Source organism: Streptomyces sp. NPDC002926, from assembly GCF_053591755.1.
In genome coordinates this window covers 42,417-58,904 of sequence record NZ_JBSFUK010000008.1, presented here as the reverse complement: position 1 = coordinate 58,904, position 16,488 = coordinate 42,417, and the positions used below count along the sequence as shown (strand labels likewise).

The window sequence follows — 16,488 nt, the reverse complement described above, 5'->3', positions numbered from 1 at the left end:
ATTACGAGCGCTCCTTCTCAGTTCTGCTGCATGGGTGAATCGCTGAACAGGTGGCCGGCGCCGGCGGCCAGCAGGCCCAGGTCGCCGTCCGCTCCGGCGAACAGCGCGCTGCCGTCCTGCATGGCCGCGCCGGTGAGCACCGTGAACAGGTCCTGCCGGCTCTTCTGCGCGGCGCCGGTGTCCACCTGCTGGAGCAGGCCCGCCGTCTGCGGATCGGGGGTGGGCAGGTAGTCCGGTGGCGGGCTCACCGCTCCGGACAGCGGTGTCTGCCCGGCCGGGGACAGGTACTCCTCCATCAGCTGCTGCACCGAGACCGGGCCGCGGCTGTCGCCCGGCACCGGGGTCGGGGCAGTGACCGAGAAGCCGCACAGCTCACCGGGCAGCACGTCCGCCGACGGTTGGGCCGGGACCTGGCTGAACGGCACCGGCGGCGCCGACCACAGCGAGGCCGGCACCGTCTGCGGCAGCGGCTCCAGCGACCAGCCGGAGATGTTGGAGGGCGTGTCCGAGCCGTCCTGGTAGATGGACAGGTTATGGCTGGAGGTCACCCCGGTCAGGTTCATCGGCCTGATCGCGATGCCGTCCGGCGCGGTGCCTGATTGCTGCACCGTGGTGCCGGCGTAGGCCAGTTCGCTGGCCGGCACGGCCGAGCGGGTCTGGAAGACCAGCTGCTTGGCCCGGACGATCCACAGTTTGCCGCTGCTGCTCTGCGTATCGTCCTGGGTCTTGAACAGCCCGTCGGTGATGGCGATGCCGCACACGTCGGTCTTGGCGGGCAGCAGTGCGGTGAAGTCGCTCCACCCCAGCGCCGCGTCCGCGGTGGCTGTGCTGTCCGAGCCGAACCGGACGCTGAAGCTGACCACGACCAGGTCCACGCGGACGATGCCGCGGGTGGGCGGGCCCCACAGGCTCAGGTCGGCGCCGAGCGTGACGCTGATCGTCTTATGACAGACCAGCAGGTTCAGCCGGTAGGACACGCCGATCGAGACGGCGATCTGGGCGGTGTAGAAGAACGGGTGCCAGCTGACCAGGAAGTCCGCCTGCGCGGTGAACCAGGCCTGCAGGTCGCCGTCGTGGTAGAGCACCTCCAGGCCGCCGCCCGCCATGGCGCAGGAGCCGGTCAGCGCGAAGTAGGCGTCGCCCTTGATGCTCACCGTGTCGCTGACCGGCCAGTTGAAGCCGAGCCTGGGTACCTGCGGGAAGTAGCCGGGGACCTGGAAGGCGGGGTGGTAGCCGCCCAGGGTGATCACGAACTGCCCGGCGTTGGGGTTGTCGCCGAACCACAGGGAGAAGGCGAAGCCTCCGGTGAGGTGGCAGTCCGGGGTGAGTACGTAGCTGTTCTTGCTCAGAATGGCGGTGGCCGCGAAGTAGCCTTGGGCGGGCTGCACGACCACCCGGATCATCATCTCGACGTAGGCGCAGGTCTGCGAGCCGGTTGTGGGCAGCGGCAGTTGCAGGGTGGACAGACCCAGCAGTGCCAGGGTGAGGTCCTGGCCGAACTCGGCCACCAGCAGCGCTTTGGTGGTGACGAGTTCGTAGGAGGTGAACTGCACGCCGGCGGCCAGCCAGTACTCGCCGGCCTGCGGGGTGATCCATGCCTTGGTGACGCCGTTGAGCGGTGCGCCGCCTTCGAGTACCTGGATGACCTGGGCCGGGTCCTGCGACGGGGTGGTGGCGAGCGCCAACAGCGGGAAGCCCGCCACCTCGTCCTGGCCGGGGATGACCAGCGAGCGGTTGAAGCCGAAGCCGCCCATCAGCCCGGTCACGAAAAAGGCCGGCGGGCCGCCGAGCGGTGCCTCCAGCTGGGCGAAGACGAACAGCGACGGCAGCCCGGTTGCCAGCTGGGCGTACGAGCCGAGCGCGGCGATGGCGAAGTTCTCGGCCTTGACCAGCAGTTCCCCGTCGAACTGGAACTCCACGCCCTTCTGCAGTTGCGCGTCCGGCACCCGTAAAATCGTGCCGAGCACCTGCAACGGCGGGCCGGCGTAGGACACGCCGAGCCCGCTCAGCGTGAACACCGGGGAGAACGCGGTTAGTTCCGAGCCGACGCCGAGCCTTTCGAGTGACAGCGCCAGCGGGCCGAGGGCCACGTCGGCGTCCATGACGAAGATCAGCGTGCCGCCGTCCGAGTCGTACTGGACACCGACGCGCGCGAGGGTAAAGCCGCCGTACGAGCGCTGGACGGTGAACCACTTGACGGTGCTGCTGTCGCTCGCGGCGGCGGCTGCCGAGTCCACACGGGCCGGGGCCGCGGTGGCCGCTTCCGCCGGGGCCGGGAGGGCGGCCGACGCCGACGAGGCGCCGCTCAGCGCCAGTTCCAGCGGCATCGTCTCGGAGCCCAGCAGCAGCTTTCCGAACAGCAGCACCCCGGCGGCGAGCGGCGCCGGCGGCAGCGCCGGGTAGCCGGCCAGGATCAGCGCGTTGAGCGCCGCGGCGTCGGAGGCGGGGCCGGTGCCGGCGAGGTCCCCAGACACGATCCAGCAGCCGAAGTCCGGGATGCCGTACTGGCCGGCGCCCGGCAGCAGGTCGCCGACCACCGGCAGGTCGACGAGCGTCACGTTCAGCGGCAGGTCGACCGCGAAGGCGAACCGCCGTGGCGTTGCTCCGCCGCTCGGCACGTTCGCGGTGACGAAGACGGCCTTGCAGCCGGACCCGGTCTTCGCCGCGACCGCCAGGGCCGCCGACGGCACGTCGTACTCGAAGGTCATCGACGTCAGCGTCAGATCGAGTGCCGGCGGGATCGGCGGCAGGTCGCCGAACCCGAAGCAGCTCGCCAGGTCCGTCAGGCTCAGGCCGTGCCCGGGCGTCGACGCCCAGCTGGCCGTCAGCTTCTGCCCGGTGAAGGTGACGACGACCTCCTCGGTGGTCGTGTCCTCCTTCTTGACCGTGAGCTTGCCGACGAACGAGCCGGTGTAGCCGGTGGCCGCGCCGGCCAGGTCGATCGCGACCGTGATGTCCAGCTCGACGCCGGCGATGAGGAACGTGCCGTCGCAGCCGAAGTGGAAGGCCGACGGCTTGCTTGCGGTGCCCGAGCTGAACGCGATGTCGATGTCGGAGATCGTGAGGCCGGTGAGCGCGTCATGGGGGACGGCCGTCACGCCGAAGCTGCTCGCGAGGTCGTCGGCCAGGTCGCCGCCGCTGATCTGCGTGCCCGGCCCGGTGGCGCCGCTGAACGACCACGCGCCCGACGTGTCGAGGCCCGCGGTGATCAGGAGCGGCACCGTGGCCACCGTCATGGTCGTCGTCAGCTCGCCGGTGAACGGCTGGGGCGCGCCGTCCGTGTAGCTGAACGTCAGCGTGAACGTGTCGAGCGACAGCTCGGTGAGCAGCTGCCATTTCGTCGTCGAACCCGCGGTTAAGGTCATCGACGTGCTCGGCACCACGGTCAGGTCGGCGGTGTCGAGTACGAGCGCGGGCGCGCCGGCCGGGATGGTGACGAAGGGCTTCAGCAGCTTGGAGACGAGGTCCGTGAGGTTCAGCGGCCGGCCCGGCGGCAGGCCGCCGCTGAAGGTCCACGTCGACGTCGCCGGATCCTTCTGGCACTCGAAGTACAGGCCGACGTCGGAGGCGATCTCGAACACCGCGGTCAGGGAGCCGCCGACGCTCTTGGTGTCCCCGTCGAGGCCGGCGAGCGTCAGGTCGAACGCCAACTGGTCGACTTCCAGGAACCCCTCGATGATCGGCCACGTCGATGTCGTGGTCGCCCCGAAGCTGGCGCTCTGCAGGGCTGCCGGGTCGAGCGTGAAACCGATCAGCAGCGGATCGATCTGGACGCCGGGCAGGTTCGCCAGTACGCCCGGCAGGCTGCTGGCGAAGCCGGAGCCGCCGGCCAGCGTGAACAGCCCCGAAAGGCTGGGCAGCGTCACACCGCTGGTGGCCGGGTCGAGGCCGACGAGCCAGCTGCTCGTCCCGCCCGCCGAGACGTCGACCTGGACGAAGACCGGGACCTTTGTCCCGTCGATCTCGACCGTGCCCGTCACCGCCGCGGCGGCGTCGCGGGTGGCGTCGTCGGTCGGGTTCTGGAGTGCCAGCGCGATGTGCAGCCCCGGGTCGAGGACGAGGCCGGACGTCAGGGTCCACCCGTTGGTGACCGTGAGCCCGACGCTCACCTCGGTGACGGTCTTGGCCGTGGCGTCGAAGGTGATCGACAGGTCGCTGATCGCGAGACCATCGAGAATGCTGACCAGCTCCGACGGCAGGAACTGCTCCAGCGCCTGCCCCCCGAGCAGCGCGACGAGCTGGTCAGCCGTGACCGACTGCCCCGCCTCGCCGGCCACCTGGACGGTCCACAGACCGCCGTCCCGCTGGGCGATCGTGATGGGGATCGAGCCGGCCGTCTCGCCGCTGAGCACGATCGAGGCGGCGAAACCGTAGGTGACGGCGTTGTACGGCTCGGCGACGGTCGCCGCGACACTGACGTCGACGACGTCGACCCACGAGACGATCGGCAGCGGCGTGGGCGTCTCGGAGACCAGCGTGCCGGTGACCGAGGCGGTCACGCCCGTGCCGACCGGTGGGGCGGGGCCCGAGCCGTCCTGGCCCGTGGCCGTCGTGAACGTCACGGCCGCGCCGACGCCCGCGTAGCCGAGCACGTCCGCCGTCCCGGTCACCGTGATCGTCCCGCCGCCGGGCGTCCGCGTGGCGGCGGCCAGGGTGTACGACTGCGCGCCGATGACCGACGTGAAGAACGCCCCCACGACGTCGATGCCGGTGAAGTCGGCCGCTGCCAGGGTGAGCGAGCCGTCCTGGGCTACGGACAGGCCCTCGACGGTGGCGATGATGTCGTCGATCTCCGCCATCAGACCTGCACCCCGGGGTTCGCCGGCACCTCGGCCAGTCCCATCGCCGTCAGCACCTGTCCCTTGTAGCCGCCGACGGTGTCACCAAAGCCGGCGGCGGTGAGCGCGGCGACCTTGCCGTTCCGGACGCGCTGTGGGGTGGGCGGCTCGGCGTAGTAGGTGGTCCGGCCGACGTTCGTGTCGGCCTGGACCGAGGTCGGCGGATCGTCGTCGTTCTGGACCGTCACCTGTTCCGGTACTTCGATGACCTTGCCCATCGAGTCGAGCAGGTCCGAGGTGCCGATCCGGTGGTAGAAGACCGGGATGTCGAAGATCTTGAGGTCGGTTGTGGCCTGCGGCGTCGCGACGGCGACGAAGTCCGGCTCGGGCGTCGGTTTCTGCTGGTACTCGGCGAACTGATAGGTGAGCGTCTTGAGCATCTCTGCGTTGAGCGCCGTCGCCAGGTCTGTCTGCTCGGGCTGGTCGTAGATGTTCCTGCGTGCCCTGAGCCAGTCCTGCGTGGCGAGCGGGAGCACCCGGACGAGCACGTTGGTGCACCGGTCGAACCAGTCCGCGAACCCGCCGGCGTGCTGGACCGCTTGCAGCACACCCATGCCCTGTTCCAGCCCCTGGAGCAGCCAGGACTCGTTGACCGGCACGACTTTGCGAGCCGGGTGCTGCGCCCACAGCCGGTTTTGGCAGTTCTTGGGGAAGGATTGACTACTGTCCAGGACCTTCGGCGGCGTGCTTTTGACGGGCTTGAATACGTGCACGGAATGCTCGCTCCGCGTCTCGCCGTCAATCCCGCCGCTCGGACCAGAAACGTCAATGTAGAACAGCAGTGTCTCGGCGACCTGGGTGACGGCCCCGGTGAGGCTCGCCTCCAGGTCGATGAGGTGCGGCTGGTAGCCGGTCACCCGCACGTTCTCGATGTGCAGGTCCGTGATCGAGAACGTGACCGCCAGGGCCAGTAGCTGACCGGCCTGACGGTAGAACGTCTCGGTGATCGAAGCCGCGTCCTGGCCCTGGAAGATCACGTAGTCACTGGCACCCAGCGGGTAGTAGCTGAAGGCGCCCCAGGTCATCCCGGTGAGTGAGTACCCGAGGAACTCGGCGTAGCCGTAGGCATTGCGGACCGGAACGGGGGTGGCCGTGGACCGCGACGTGGGGTTGCGCGGCAGGATCCGGTAGGTCGGTAATTGCTGGGCTCCGCTGGTGGGGTCGGCTGCGACCTGGGCGTTGAAGATCTCGACGAGGCTCTGCTGCATGAAGTCCTTGGCATCCGGGTCGCCCGTGGCGCGGTTGGCACGGTTGACCGCGGCCGACTCCCCGGTGATCAGGCAGTCGACCTCGAGATCGGCCGGCTTGTAGATGAGCCTCAGCGTGGAGGTCATCGGTGCGTAGCCGTTGAACGACCGTGTGGTGAAGGTGAGGGCCAGGACCTGCTGACCGCCTTTGTGGAAGTCTGACCCGGTCGACGAGAGGTCGCTCAGCGCGCTCAACGTCAGGCCGTAGTACCGGTCGGAGAACAGTGCGGTGATGGCCTTGCGGTCGTCGATGATCCGCTGGCAGGCCGTCGCGATGTTGCTCCGGAAGTTCTCGGCGATCTGCGCGAGGGCCTGATGGGTGAACGGGTACTGCGTGAAGAACTTCGCGACGTTGGCGGTGTAGGTGGTGTCGTCGGGATCGAAGACGTCGGTGTCGAACCAGCCCTCGTACGTGGTCGGGGCGTTCGGCGGCCCGACGGCCATGGCCGCGTTGATCGCGGTCTCGACCGCGCCGCAGATCCAGTCGTCCAGGCTGGCCGCCAGGTCCATGAGGAGGCTGCCCTGGGCGAGCGCCTGCTGCACGAAAGGGTAGTCGGGCCCGAGCCCCCCGTCCGAGGTCGCGCCCGCCAGCGTCTTCGTCAGGAAGGTACGCGTGTCCAGCAGGTGGTCCAGGTACAGCGCGGCTCGGTACGGCCGCTGGGCCTGCAGCTGAACGACGAGTTCGGACGGATCGTCGTCGTAAACGAAATACACGCCGAGGTTGCCGAGCTGGTTCTGGAGGGTACCGATGTCCACCGCGTGAGCACCTCTTGGCGTCCGCTTGATCAGGCCGAGTCCGGTCGTTCGGATCATCGCGTGCCTGTTCCTCCGGGGACGGCGCCTCGCCGCGCGATCGGCAGAAGCAACCCTTCCGGGTGTGCGGCGGTCTTACCGGGCGTCCTGCTCAGGGGGTTGGCCTCTGTCGAGAAGGACGCGAAGATTCGTGCCCTACGACACCAGATCACGGTGCTGGAATGCCGACTCGGTCTGCGGAGAGTGTGGTCCAGCCGTGCTGATCGGGCGTAATGCGCCGGCCCACGCCTGGATGGAGCCGCTTCCTGCACCAGCGGACGGGAGTCAGCGCAAAGGCCTTCGCTGCGGCCATGGGCGAGACCCGGGCCGCTGCCCGTAGTAAGCACGCAGTTGACGGGCCGTCCGCCGCCCCCCGACCGGCCTGAGGACGCACCCCGTGGCACCGGGCCCAACCTCACCGAGAAATACACGCCACCGCATCATGGGAGGCGGCCAGTCCCCGAGGGCAACACCTGTTGGTCACACCGTTGACGCTCAGAGCCCGACCACCGGACTGCGGGGCCGGCCTCGTCGACGTGGCCCTGGCCCGGGCACCGGTCGACGACACCGGCATCACCACCCGCGTGCTGCGCTAGGATCCGGTCGGCGTGGTCCTACGCGCCAACGACTCGCCTGCCGACCGCCGATGGTTCCAGTTACAGACGGCGGGGACCCAGTGCGGCGAGCCTTCTGGACGGGCCCTCAGACACCGGCCTTCGTCGTGACGGCCCGTCGTCCGAACGGTCCATGACATGACTGTTGGTCAGTGGCGGCTGCGGCGTGCGGTTGTCTTGCGATAGCCGAAGGGGCCGGGAAGGTCCACTGAGGTCGTGCGCCGACCTGTCGACGAGTAAGTACGCCTGGCACCATCGCCCTTGCTGAGCGTGATGGACACCGACTTACGGTTGACGTTGAGGCGGACGCCCGGGAATATCCGGAAGCTCTTACGGAAGGTGACGGGCACGGTGTGCTCCTTTCGTTGATCGTTCGTCTTCCCAGACTTCCCGTCATTACGCGGTTCGGTGCCGCGGCGGAGTCTCGCCGACGCTGCCGGCCGGGCAGTTGCTCGGGTTCACAGCTCGAGGGCTTCGCCCCACATGTCTGCCTCCCCTTCACCAGGAAGCACGTCGAGGCCGGGGGCAGCGGTCACTCGTGCCGGGTGAAGTCGTCGGCCAGGGCGAGGACTTGGGGAGGTTCGTACAGGTCCAACGGGTCGGCTGGGACAAAACTCACCACTGTGCAGCAATGGATGTGCGCTGCGCCCCGGGGGAGGGCGACGGGCATTGGTCAGTCCTGGGCCAGCCACAGGTCGGGGCCGAAGATTTCGTAGTGGATGGCGGAGGCAGGCACGCCTCGCTCGAGGAGTTGGGTGCGCACTTCCCGCATGTACGGCAGCGGCCCGCAGAGGTAGGCGCAGACGCCGTCGGGGAGCTCGATGCCGGAGAGGTCCACCAAGCCGGTGCGTTCGGCAGGCCAGTCGCCCTCCGGCCGCTCGTACCAGGTGTGCGCGGAGCCGTCGGCGAGCTTGGTGATGAGCCGTTCCTGATCGGCGCGCAGGGCGTGGTCGGCGGGTGAGCGGTCGGCGTGAACGGCGATGACCGGAGCCTGGTGCCCGCGGTCCACGAGATCCTCCAGCATGGCGACCATCGGCGTGCAGCCGATGCCGGCCGAGGCGAGCAGTAGCGGCGCGGCCGTGTCATCGAGGACGACGTCACCGTAGGGGGCGGACACGGCGATCAGGTCGCCTTCGTGGACGTGGTCGTGGAGGTGGTTGGAGACTTCGCCGAGTGGGGCGGGGCCGCCGTGCAGCCGCTTGACCGTGATGGAGCGTTCTGGGGAGCCGGGGCCGTTCGTCAGGCTGTACTGGCGGATCTGGCGTGCTCCGTCGGGCAGTTCGACCTGGACCGAGACGTACTGGCCGGCCTTGAAGGCTGGGGCGGGGCGGCCGTCGGCGGGCCGCAGCCGGAAGTTGGCCACGTCCGCGGTCTCCTGGTCCCGGGCGACCACCTCCCACTGCCGCCAGGCCGTTCCGAGCAGCACGCCCTGCTCCGCGTACAGGCGACGCTCGATCTCGATCAGGGAGTTGGCCATCAACCAGTAGACCTCGTCCCAGGCTGCGGCGACCTCCTCGGTGACGGCGTCGCCGAGGACCTCCGCGATGGCGGCGAACAGGTGAGTGTGCACGATGCGGTACTGCCCGGGGCTGACGCCGAGTGAGGCGTGCTTGTGAGCTATCCGGTTGAGCAGGGCGTCCGGGCGGCTGTCCGGCCGCTCCACCAGGACGGTGGCGAAGGCGGCGATGGCGCCGGCCAGAGCCTGACGCTGGGCACCGGCAGCCTGGTTGCCGCGGTTGAACAGATCGCGCAGGAGCTCGGGGTGTGCGGCGAAAAGCTTCGTGTAGAACAGCTCGGTGATGGCGCCAAGGGCTCCGCCGACCGCGGGCAGGGTGGCGCGGACGGTCTCGGCGGACTTCTGCGACAGCATGTCCACTCCAAAGTGGTATTTGAAATTCGCATTTACGGTTGCGTGAAAACCCCGCGTCTGCCGGGCAGGGCGGACGTGGCAGCGGAAGCCCTATCCGGACAGGCCGGGGCCGCGCCCGACGAGCCCCAACAGCACGGGGCCGGTGGGCGACTCGACCAACTTCGCAAGGGTCAGCGGATCAAGCGAGGCATAGAACGCCTCTTGGGCCTGACGCAAGGCCATCCGCAGCCGACAGGCTTGCCGTAGCGGGCACGGCACATCACCCTCACACTCGACGACCTCGCCGGCCCCCTCGAACTCCCGGACCAGGTGCCCGACCGAGACGGTACGGCCGTACGGGGTGAGCGTCAGCCCTCCCCCGCGCCCCCGCCGCGTCTCGACCACCCCGAGGTGCTGCAACTGGGCGACCACCTTCGCGAGGTGGGTGTAGGGCACCCGCATCTCCTCGGCGATCTGCCGTGCGGTGCCCAGCTCGGCCCCGGAGACCGCCAGCCGCATGACCGCGCGAAGCGCCAGGTCCGTTGCCTTCGTCAACCGCATAACGCCACGCTAGATAATGCGAATATTAAATGCAACTTTGAGTGGCGTGTCCGTCGCCACACCGTGGCGGGGTGACGCACGGGCATGCAGGGCGGCGCGGCGATCGCGGCGCCCGCGGCGCCCGGCCGCGCAACGGCCAACCCGGTGCGCGTCGTCGGCATGTCAGCCGGCGATGGAGTTGGCCTGTCGCTGAACTTCGCGATGGACGGGCCATGACTTCACGGGTGCGCATCCGGATGAGGTCGGCTCCGAACTCGGCCACGACGCCGAGCATGTTGAACAGCAGTCGTCCGACCGGGTCGGCGGGTCTTACGTGCATTCGCATATCCGGCGCCGCCGACCGTCGGCTGTTGCCCACTTGATGCACGGTGAAGCAACACAGCGCGTACGTGGGCAACGCGTCAAGGGTTCCGCAGGTGGGCCCAGCAGTGGATCGGTTCAGTGCTCTGATGGATGCTCGAAGGGGAGGTCCTGGAAGAGCACGTGCTCAGGCTCGATGAGTGACACGATCGCTCTACGCATGGGGAAGTCGCTGCCGATGTAGCGATTACTCATCCGGTCCATGATCGCGATCGCTTCCTCGCCCTCGATCTCCGCGGCCACCCGGCCGCGGATCACCGCGCTGCGGTACGGGTTGCGTTCGTCGCAAACCGAGATCCCCACCCGACCGTCCCGACGCAGGTTTCGCAGCTTGAGATTCTCCTGCGCGGAGAAGATCGCAAGGCGGTCCCCCTCGACGGCGATCCACACCGGCGAGACGTGCGGCGCACCGTCACGCATCAACGTCGCGACGTGGGCCATGTTTCGGCCGGTGAGCAACTCGCGTACCTCTGAGGAAAGTTCAGCCACCTTTCCGAGCATAGCGATCACCGCCGTTCCAGGCCGCTGACACACCCGAGTGAAGCAATCACGTGTTCGGCCGAAGCATCGCCGTGCAGGCGCTGCTGGGCGACGTACTGGTGCAATGCACCGGTCCCCGCATTCGCCGGAGTGCACGCCCCCGCGTCACCCGGATAGGCACTCCCATGCTCGTTGCCGACCAACAACCAGACCGCCACGAGGACCGGCCAACCGGAACCACTGAATCAGCGCCACGACGCGCGGGCAAGGCGCGCCAGTGGAAACCGCCGCGCCACGAACACCCGCCGCCTACTCCGGGTACTCCTGGGCCCGGGTGCTGGGGCAGCGCACGGCGAGGGCCGCGATGTCGTCCTCGAGTCTGCCGCCGCTGTAGCGGAGCAGGTCCCGGTGAAGCCGGTCGAGCAGCTCGCGGGGCGGCGCCGGGCCTTGCCGTCGCATCCACTCCGGCAGCGGGAAGAACTCGCCGGTGCGGTCCCGGGTCTCCGTTACTCCGTCGGTGTAGAGCAGCAGCTGGTCGCCGGGGGCCAAGGCGACGGTGTCGACCCAGTAGCGGTCTCCGATGAGCGTCGCGAGGTTGAGGGGCGGCGAGGCTGTGGTGGGCTCCAGGACGCGGATCTCCCCATGGTGCACGAGCAGCGGCGGGGGGTGCCCGCAGTTCAGGAGTCTGACCTGGCCGCTGCCGTGCGTGATCTCGGCGAGAACAGCGGTGGCAAAACGCTCCGGCAGGTCCTGGCCGGGGAACGCGGCGCTGTAGCGGGCGATGCTGATCTCCAGGCGATGGACGATGCCCCTCAAGTCGGGCTCGTCGTACGCGGCCTCCCTGAAGCAGCTGATCACCGCCGAGGCCGCCCCCACCGCGGGCAGGCCCTTGCCGCGTACATCGCCGATGAGCAGCCGGACCCCGTACGGCGTGTCGGCCGCCTCATAGAAGTCGCCACCGATCCGGGCCTGCTCTTGGGCCGCCAGATACAGCGACTCGATCTCGACGTCCTCGATGAGGCGTGGCAGGGGGCGCAGCAGCACCTTCTGCGCCGCGTCGGCGACAAGCCGGAGGTGGAAGAGGATCTCTTCCCGCTCGAGTCGGACATGGCTTGCATACGCGGCGGCCAAGGTAACCGCGACGATTGCGGCCGCCGTGTATGGCGTCCCCAGGTCGGTGTAGAAGAAGCTGAGGCCGATCATGACCAGCAGGCAGAACGTCCCCAGCAGGATCGTGGGGAAAACGGGCCACATCGCGGCGGCGAGGGCGGGTGCGGCGGGCAGGAGGCGGCTGAAGGCGATCTCCCTCGGTGTGGAGAACGCCAGGCCGGCGATGAGGACGGTAACGATCACCGGTGACAGCAGGGCACCGTCCCACCGGCCGCCGTAGGGGGCACGACGGCGCCGCAGCCGTCCGGGCATGATCACAAAGTGCATCATATCGGTCAAAGCGCGCATGGGGCTTTGATGGAACACGCAACTCATGCGCGGCGATCAACCGCGTGAACCGCGGATATGGGGTCTCCCAGTCGAGGTCACCATCTCCGCCGCTGCTCGGCCGCGCCGTGATGGCCCAAAGCTCGCCCGGGCCGCCTTCCCTCTGCACCGGCCGCATGGTCAGTGACATGATCCTGTGAAGAGTGTTGGGCCGGACTTCACGACCGCTGGCAACGCGCGGCACATCCGTTCAGCGATCGATGGAGGCCACCGAGAAGGGCAGCCGACCATGCCGCTCGGCGTCATACCGACTGCCGGACCAGTTGCTCAGTAACGACGCATCGCTACTGATGCCTCTGACGTGGAGCCACTCATGACCACACCGCGTGACCTGTTGTTTGTCGCCATGGACATGGAATCCAGTCGCCCTGTGGAGCAAGGGGATCTGTCGCTCGCGCTCGCGGGAGCCGAAGTGATCGACCTCCTCGGAGCCGAGGCCATCAGTCTGGACGGCGATCACATCGTGCCAGGCCATCGGCCGGCAATGGACGATCGCCTGTTGGATGAGGCCGCGTCGTCGCTGGATCGACAAGCGATGCATGAGTCGGTCGGCGACTGGCTGTGGCGCAGAGGTCGCGGCCTGTCCTCGGCCTATGTGGCAGCCCTTGAGCAGGACGGCGAGGTCACTCGGCAACGCGGCCGCGGGCCCTTCCGGACCGGGCAGACGGTCCTGGTCGATTCGCCCGCTCGCCGCCGGGCGACGGACCGATGGGCATCCGATGAGCCCGTCCTCGCCGCCCTTGCCGCCGCCGTCGGGATTGTGGACAAGCGGACGGAAAGTTCTCCGAGCGTCGACGACGACGCGGTGGCGACAGTTCTGGCGGCCGTCAATGACGCGGTGGTGGAACTGGAAGCCGTCCGGCAACGGCGAGCCATCGAAGACGCGGCCTTCGACAACATCTGGCGAGGCCAATGACGAGGGCGCGCTGATGGCGAGGCTCGCCACCAGCCTCATCACGGACTCCTGACTTCCCAGATCGGCAACGGGCCGGCCGCGAGGACTCCGGGCGCGGTGGTGAGCGGCCACGTACTTCCGGCGGCCACGGACCCGCGGCGCCGGAAGCCGCTGAGCGGCCCCCTGGGGCACCCGAGTCGCCGACCGCCGGGCTCGCGACTTCCATAGATGCCGAGGCAGCCCCTCCCGGGAGACGATAGGGGGAGGCGGAGCCACGCAAGCCGAGCCGCGGGCTCTGATGGGCGCCCTGACACCCCTGGGCGGCGGCGTGTGCAGTGAGGAGGGCCTGGGATGTGTGCAGCCGAGTCCTTGCGGACCGGTCCCGACACGGCGGGCGTCGCTCCCACCGCGTCCGGTGGCCTCCTCGATGTGCTGAGCGTGGCGGCCGTTCTCCTTGACGCCGAAGGCAGGATCGATCTCTGGAGCCCGCAGGCGGAGGACCTGTTCGGATACAGCGCCGACGAGGCTCTCGGCGAGTTCGCGGGCCGCCTGCTGGTCCATGAGGACCACCTGGAGACGGTGCTGAACCTGTTCGTCCAGGTCATGGAGGGTGGTGGCAGCTGGGCCGGAGTCTTCCCCGTCCGGCACAAGGACGGCAGTACCCGGCTGGTGGAGTTCCGCAACATGCGGCTGCAGGACGACCAGGGTGACTACTACGCCCTGGGTCTTGCCACGGATCAGGCAACGCTGCGGCAGGTCGAACGGGACCTGGCATTGTCCGCGCGACTGGTGTCCCAGTCACCCATCGGGCTGGGTGTACTGGACACCGATCTTCGGTACGTCTCCGTCAACCCGGCGGAGGAGCGGATGAACGGCGTGCCTGCCGCCGAGCATGTGGGCCGCCACGTCCATGAGGTGCTGCCCTTCCTGGACGACTCCTTCGAGGCGACGATGCACGAGGTACTGGCTACCGGCACCCCGGTCATCGACCAGTACACCGTCGGCCGCACCCCGGCCGACCCGGACAACGAGCATGCCTGGTCGATCTCTTTCCACCGGCTCGAAGCGCCCAACGGGAAGGTGCTGGGGGTGGTGACCTCCAGCGTGGACGTCACCGAGCGGCACCGCGCCGTCCAGGAACAACGCCGCACGGTGCTCACCCTCCAGCGCAGCCTGCTGCCCCGCTCGCCACCGCAGCGGCCGGGGCTGACGGTCGCCTCCCGGTACCTGCCGGCCCAGGCGGCCAGCGAGATCGGAGGCGACTGGTTCGACGTCATCGCGCTCGGTGGCGACAAAACAGCCCTCGTCGTCGGTGATGTCATGGGCAGCGGCGTCAGCGCCGCCGCCAGCATGGGCCAGCTCCGCACCGCCACCCGCACCCTGGCCGGCCTCGACCTCGACCCCGCCCAGGTCCTCCAGCAACTCGACCACATCACCGAGGACCTGGAGCAGGACACGATCGCCACCTGCGTCTACGCCGTATACGACCCACACAGCGCCCAGTGCCGCATCTCCCTCGCCGGCCACCTGCCCCCAGCCCTCCTCCGCCTTGACGGAAGGCACGAACTGCTGAAGCTGCCCACCGGAACCCCACTGGGCGTCGGCGACACCGACTTCCACACCACCACGCTGGCCCTGCATCCGGGCGATCAGCTCGTCCTGTACACCGATGGACTGGTCGAGAGGCGCGACCAGCCCATCGACGCCAGCCTGGACACCCTGCTCGCCCTCCTGGACGACCCCCACCGCTTCTTGGACGAAACCTGCGACCTGCTCCTGCACACCCTGCGCCACCCCGGCGACCACGACGACGTCGCGCTGCTCATCGCCCGAGTCGTACCCTCCGCGCTCAGCCAGGACAGCACACAGCTGCCCGTGGCCTGAGAACACTCAGGGAGCGAAGGGGCCGCGCTCAGGCCGGACTGGACGGCTCATATACGTGCGGTGGCGAGCGCGACGGCCCGGCGTTGGTCATCGGCACCCATGGCCAGGACGATGTCCGACCACCCTCGGCAGCGAGGGCCGACCCGGAATGGGCCGCCGCCTGTGCCACGCGCGACTTGCACAGTTCTCCCGTGCGTCCGGGTGACCGTGCCACTCAGTTCGTGCTCGAGCAGAGTGATTCCGTGCGGATCGAGTACGTGAGCGGCGGTAACAAACAGGCGGATGAGTGTTCACCCGAGTGACGGAGTACGCACTCGGGAACGAGGCGGCAAGCTGATGCGTGGCCGCCCCTTCATTCTCGTCCTGTTCTCACGGCGGTCAGGTGCTCTGCTCAGACGACGAGCTCGCCAATGCCCAGCATGTTTCCCTCACTGTCGCGGAACCAGGCGCCGCGTTCACCCCGTGCGCCCTTGCTCGGGTAGTTCCCCTCGATCTCGGCGATCCCGTCCCTCGTTCGCAACCCAGGCACGTCAACCTCTTCGAACACCACGCCGCGCCGTTTGAGTTCTGACACGACTGTCTCGATGTCGTCGACCTCCCACCCCATCTGAGTGAAGGTGCCGGGCGAGGCTCCCGTCGACAGGAACAGCGCGAAGTCCGCGCCTGCGCACCGATAGAGCAGCCCACCGGGCCGTTCGTCGACGGGCTCCAGACCGAGCTGCTCGGAATAGAAACGCCGCGCCCGGTCCAGGTCCTGGGCCGGAAGCCTGGTCGCCACGCGTGCCCTGGTCAGAAGGTTCCTCTCATCTGCGTTCATAGCCCCACTGTGCCGTGAGCAGTGGACGGAGAGGCGTACCTGCCCCGCCCCGCCATGTCGCGCGGCGCCGCCTCCGGTCCCGGTGCCAGGCCTTTCCGCGCTCCCTGAGGAACCAGAGGTCTGGCAGGGCTTGGCCCTCATTTCGTCCCGAGGGTCGGTCAGATGGGGTCTGTGGTGAGCGCGTTGCGCCTTTGGCAAGTGACCGCGCCGGGATGCGGCGCGCCTCACCCCGGAAAAGACTTAGGAGCATATTTTCCGTTCCGGCTGCCGCCCGCTTCTTCTTCGATTGAGGTTCCCGGTGAATCCGATTGGTACTGTCTGTTCGTCCCAGCAGATAGGCCAGGAGCCTGTCCCGCCCGACCCGGACAGACACGTCAAGGCCGCCGCCGGCCGGGGGCGGATGCAGCGGGTGCTGGCTTGGTCGGCTGCGGGCATGCTGCTCACGGGCTGCTTCGCTGCCGGTCAGAACGGAGCCGGTGACCAGGGTGGACGTTCCCCGGCGGAGAGCCAGACGCCGCTGACGTCGGGTAAGGGGGAGCCGGCCAAAGCGCCGTCAAGCAGCCGCAGCCCCGGCACACGGGCGCCGGCTCCGATGGATGTCAAGAGTGCGCTCGCGCGTTCCATCGAACCGATCCGAACGCGGAGCGGCACTCA

11 protein-coding genes are annotated in these 16,488 nt (G+C 68.7%); 2 read left to right on the top strand and 9 right to left on the bottom strand.

The window, feature by feature from the left end; translation table 11 throughout:
* Positions 1-17 precede the first annotated feature (17 nt).
* From ACWDZ6_RS16195 to ACWDZ6_RS16160, 8 genes are all read right to left on the bottom strand, one after another.
* A complete protein-coding gene (locus tag ACWDZ6_RS16195; RefSeq protein ID WP_451503351.1) occupies positions 18-4,799 on the bottom strand; it encodes a DUF6603 domain-containing protein in 4,782 nt (1,593 codons plus the stop codon).
* Positions 4,799-6,898 carry a DUF4135 domain-containing protein gene (locus tag ACWDZ6_RS16190; RefSeq protein WP_451503350.1) on the bottom strand — a complete coding sequence of 700 codons (2,100 nt, stop codon included), beginning with the start codon at positions 6,896-6,898 and terminating at the stop codon, positions 4,799-4,801. Before ACWDZ6_RS16190 ends, ACWDZ6_RS16195 begins: the two co-directional genes overlap by 1 nt.
* A 742-nt stretch (positions 6,899-7,640) precedes the next feature.
* Positions 7,641-7,841, bottom strand: coding sequence for a DUF4236 domain-containing protein (locus ACWDZ6_RS16185; RefSeq protein WP_326654852.1), 201 nt, complete (start codon positions 7,839-7,841; stop codon positions 7,641-7,643).
* A 323-nt stretch (positions 7,842-8,164) separates the two neighbouring features.
* Positions 8,165-9,361 (bottom strand): globin domain-containing protein, encoded by a 1,197-nt coding sequence (locus ACWDZ6_RS16180; RefSeq protein WP_451503349.1) that lies wholly within the window; start codon positions 9,359-9,361, stop codon positions 8,165-8,167.
* 90 nt (positions 9,362-9,451) lie between these two features.
* Positions 9,452-9,901 carry an RrF2 family transcriptional regulator gene (locus ACWDZ6_RS16175; protein ID WP_451503348.1) on the bottom strand — a complete coding sequence of 150 codons (450 nt, stop codon included), beginning with the start codon at positions 9,899-9,901 and terminating at the stop codon, positions 9,452-9,454.
* 25 nt (positions 9,902-9,926) lie between these two features.
* Positions 9,927-10,220, bottom strand: a complete 294-nt coding sequence (locus ACWDZ6_RS16170) for a recombinase family protein (protein ID WP_451503469.1) — start codon at positions 10,218-10,220, stop codon at positions 9,927-9,929.
* 119 nt (positions 10,221-10,339) lie between these two features.
* Positions 10,340-10,762 (bottom strand): PPOX class F420-dependent oxidoreductase, encoded by a 423-nt coding sequence (locus ACWDZ6_RS16165; protein WP_451503468.1) that lies wholly within the window; start codon positions 10,760-10,762, stop codon positions 10,340-10,342.
* Positions 10,763-11,050: 288 nt separating this feature from the next.
* Positions 11,051-12,169 carry a PP2C family protein-serine/threonine phosphatase gene (locus ACWDZ6_RS16160; protein ID WP_451503347.1) on the bottom strand — a complete coding sequence of 373 codons (1,119 nt, stop codon included), beginning with the start codon at positions 12,167-12,169 and terminating at the stop codon, positions 11,051-11,053.
* A gap of 382 nt (positions 12,170-12,551) precedes the next feature.
* Here ACWDZ6_RS16160 and ACWDZ6_RS16155 point away from each other — a divergent pair, with 382 nt between their 5' ends.
* Positions 12,552-13,154: a GOLPH3/VPS74 family protein gene (locus ACWDZ6_RS16155; RefSeq protein WP_451503346.1), complete on the top strand. Its 603-nt coding sequence runs from the start codon at positions 12,552-12,554 to the stop codon at positions 13,152-13,154.
* Positions 13,155-13,484: 330 nt separating this feature from the next.
* Complete coding sequence (locus ACWDZ6_RS16150; protein WP_451503345.1) at positions 13,485-15,017, top strand: SpoIIE family protein phosphatase; 1,533 nt, start codon at positions 13,485-13,487, stop codon at positions 15,015-15,017.
* 391 nt (positions 15,018-15,408) lie between these two features.
* Here the strand turns inward: ACWDZ6_RS16150 and ACWDZ6_RS16145 are convergent, their stop codons facing one another.
* Positions 15,409-15,834 carry a VOC family protein gene (locus ACWDZ6_RS16145; protein ID WP_366735220.1) on the bottom strand — a complete coding sequence of 142 codons (426 nt, stop codon included), beginning with the start codon at positions 15,832-15,834 and terminating at the stop codon, positions 15,409-15,411.
* Positions 15,835-16,488 lie beyond the last annotated feature (654 nt).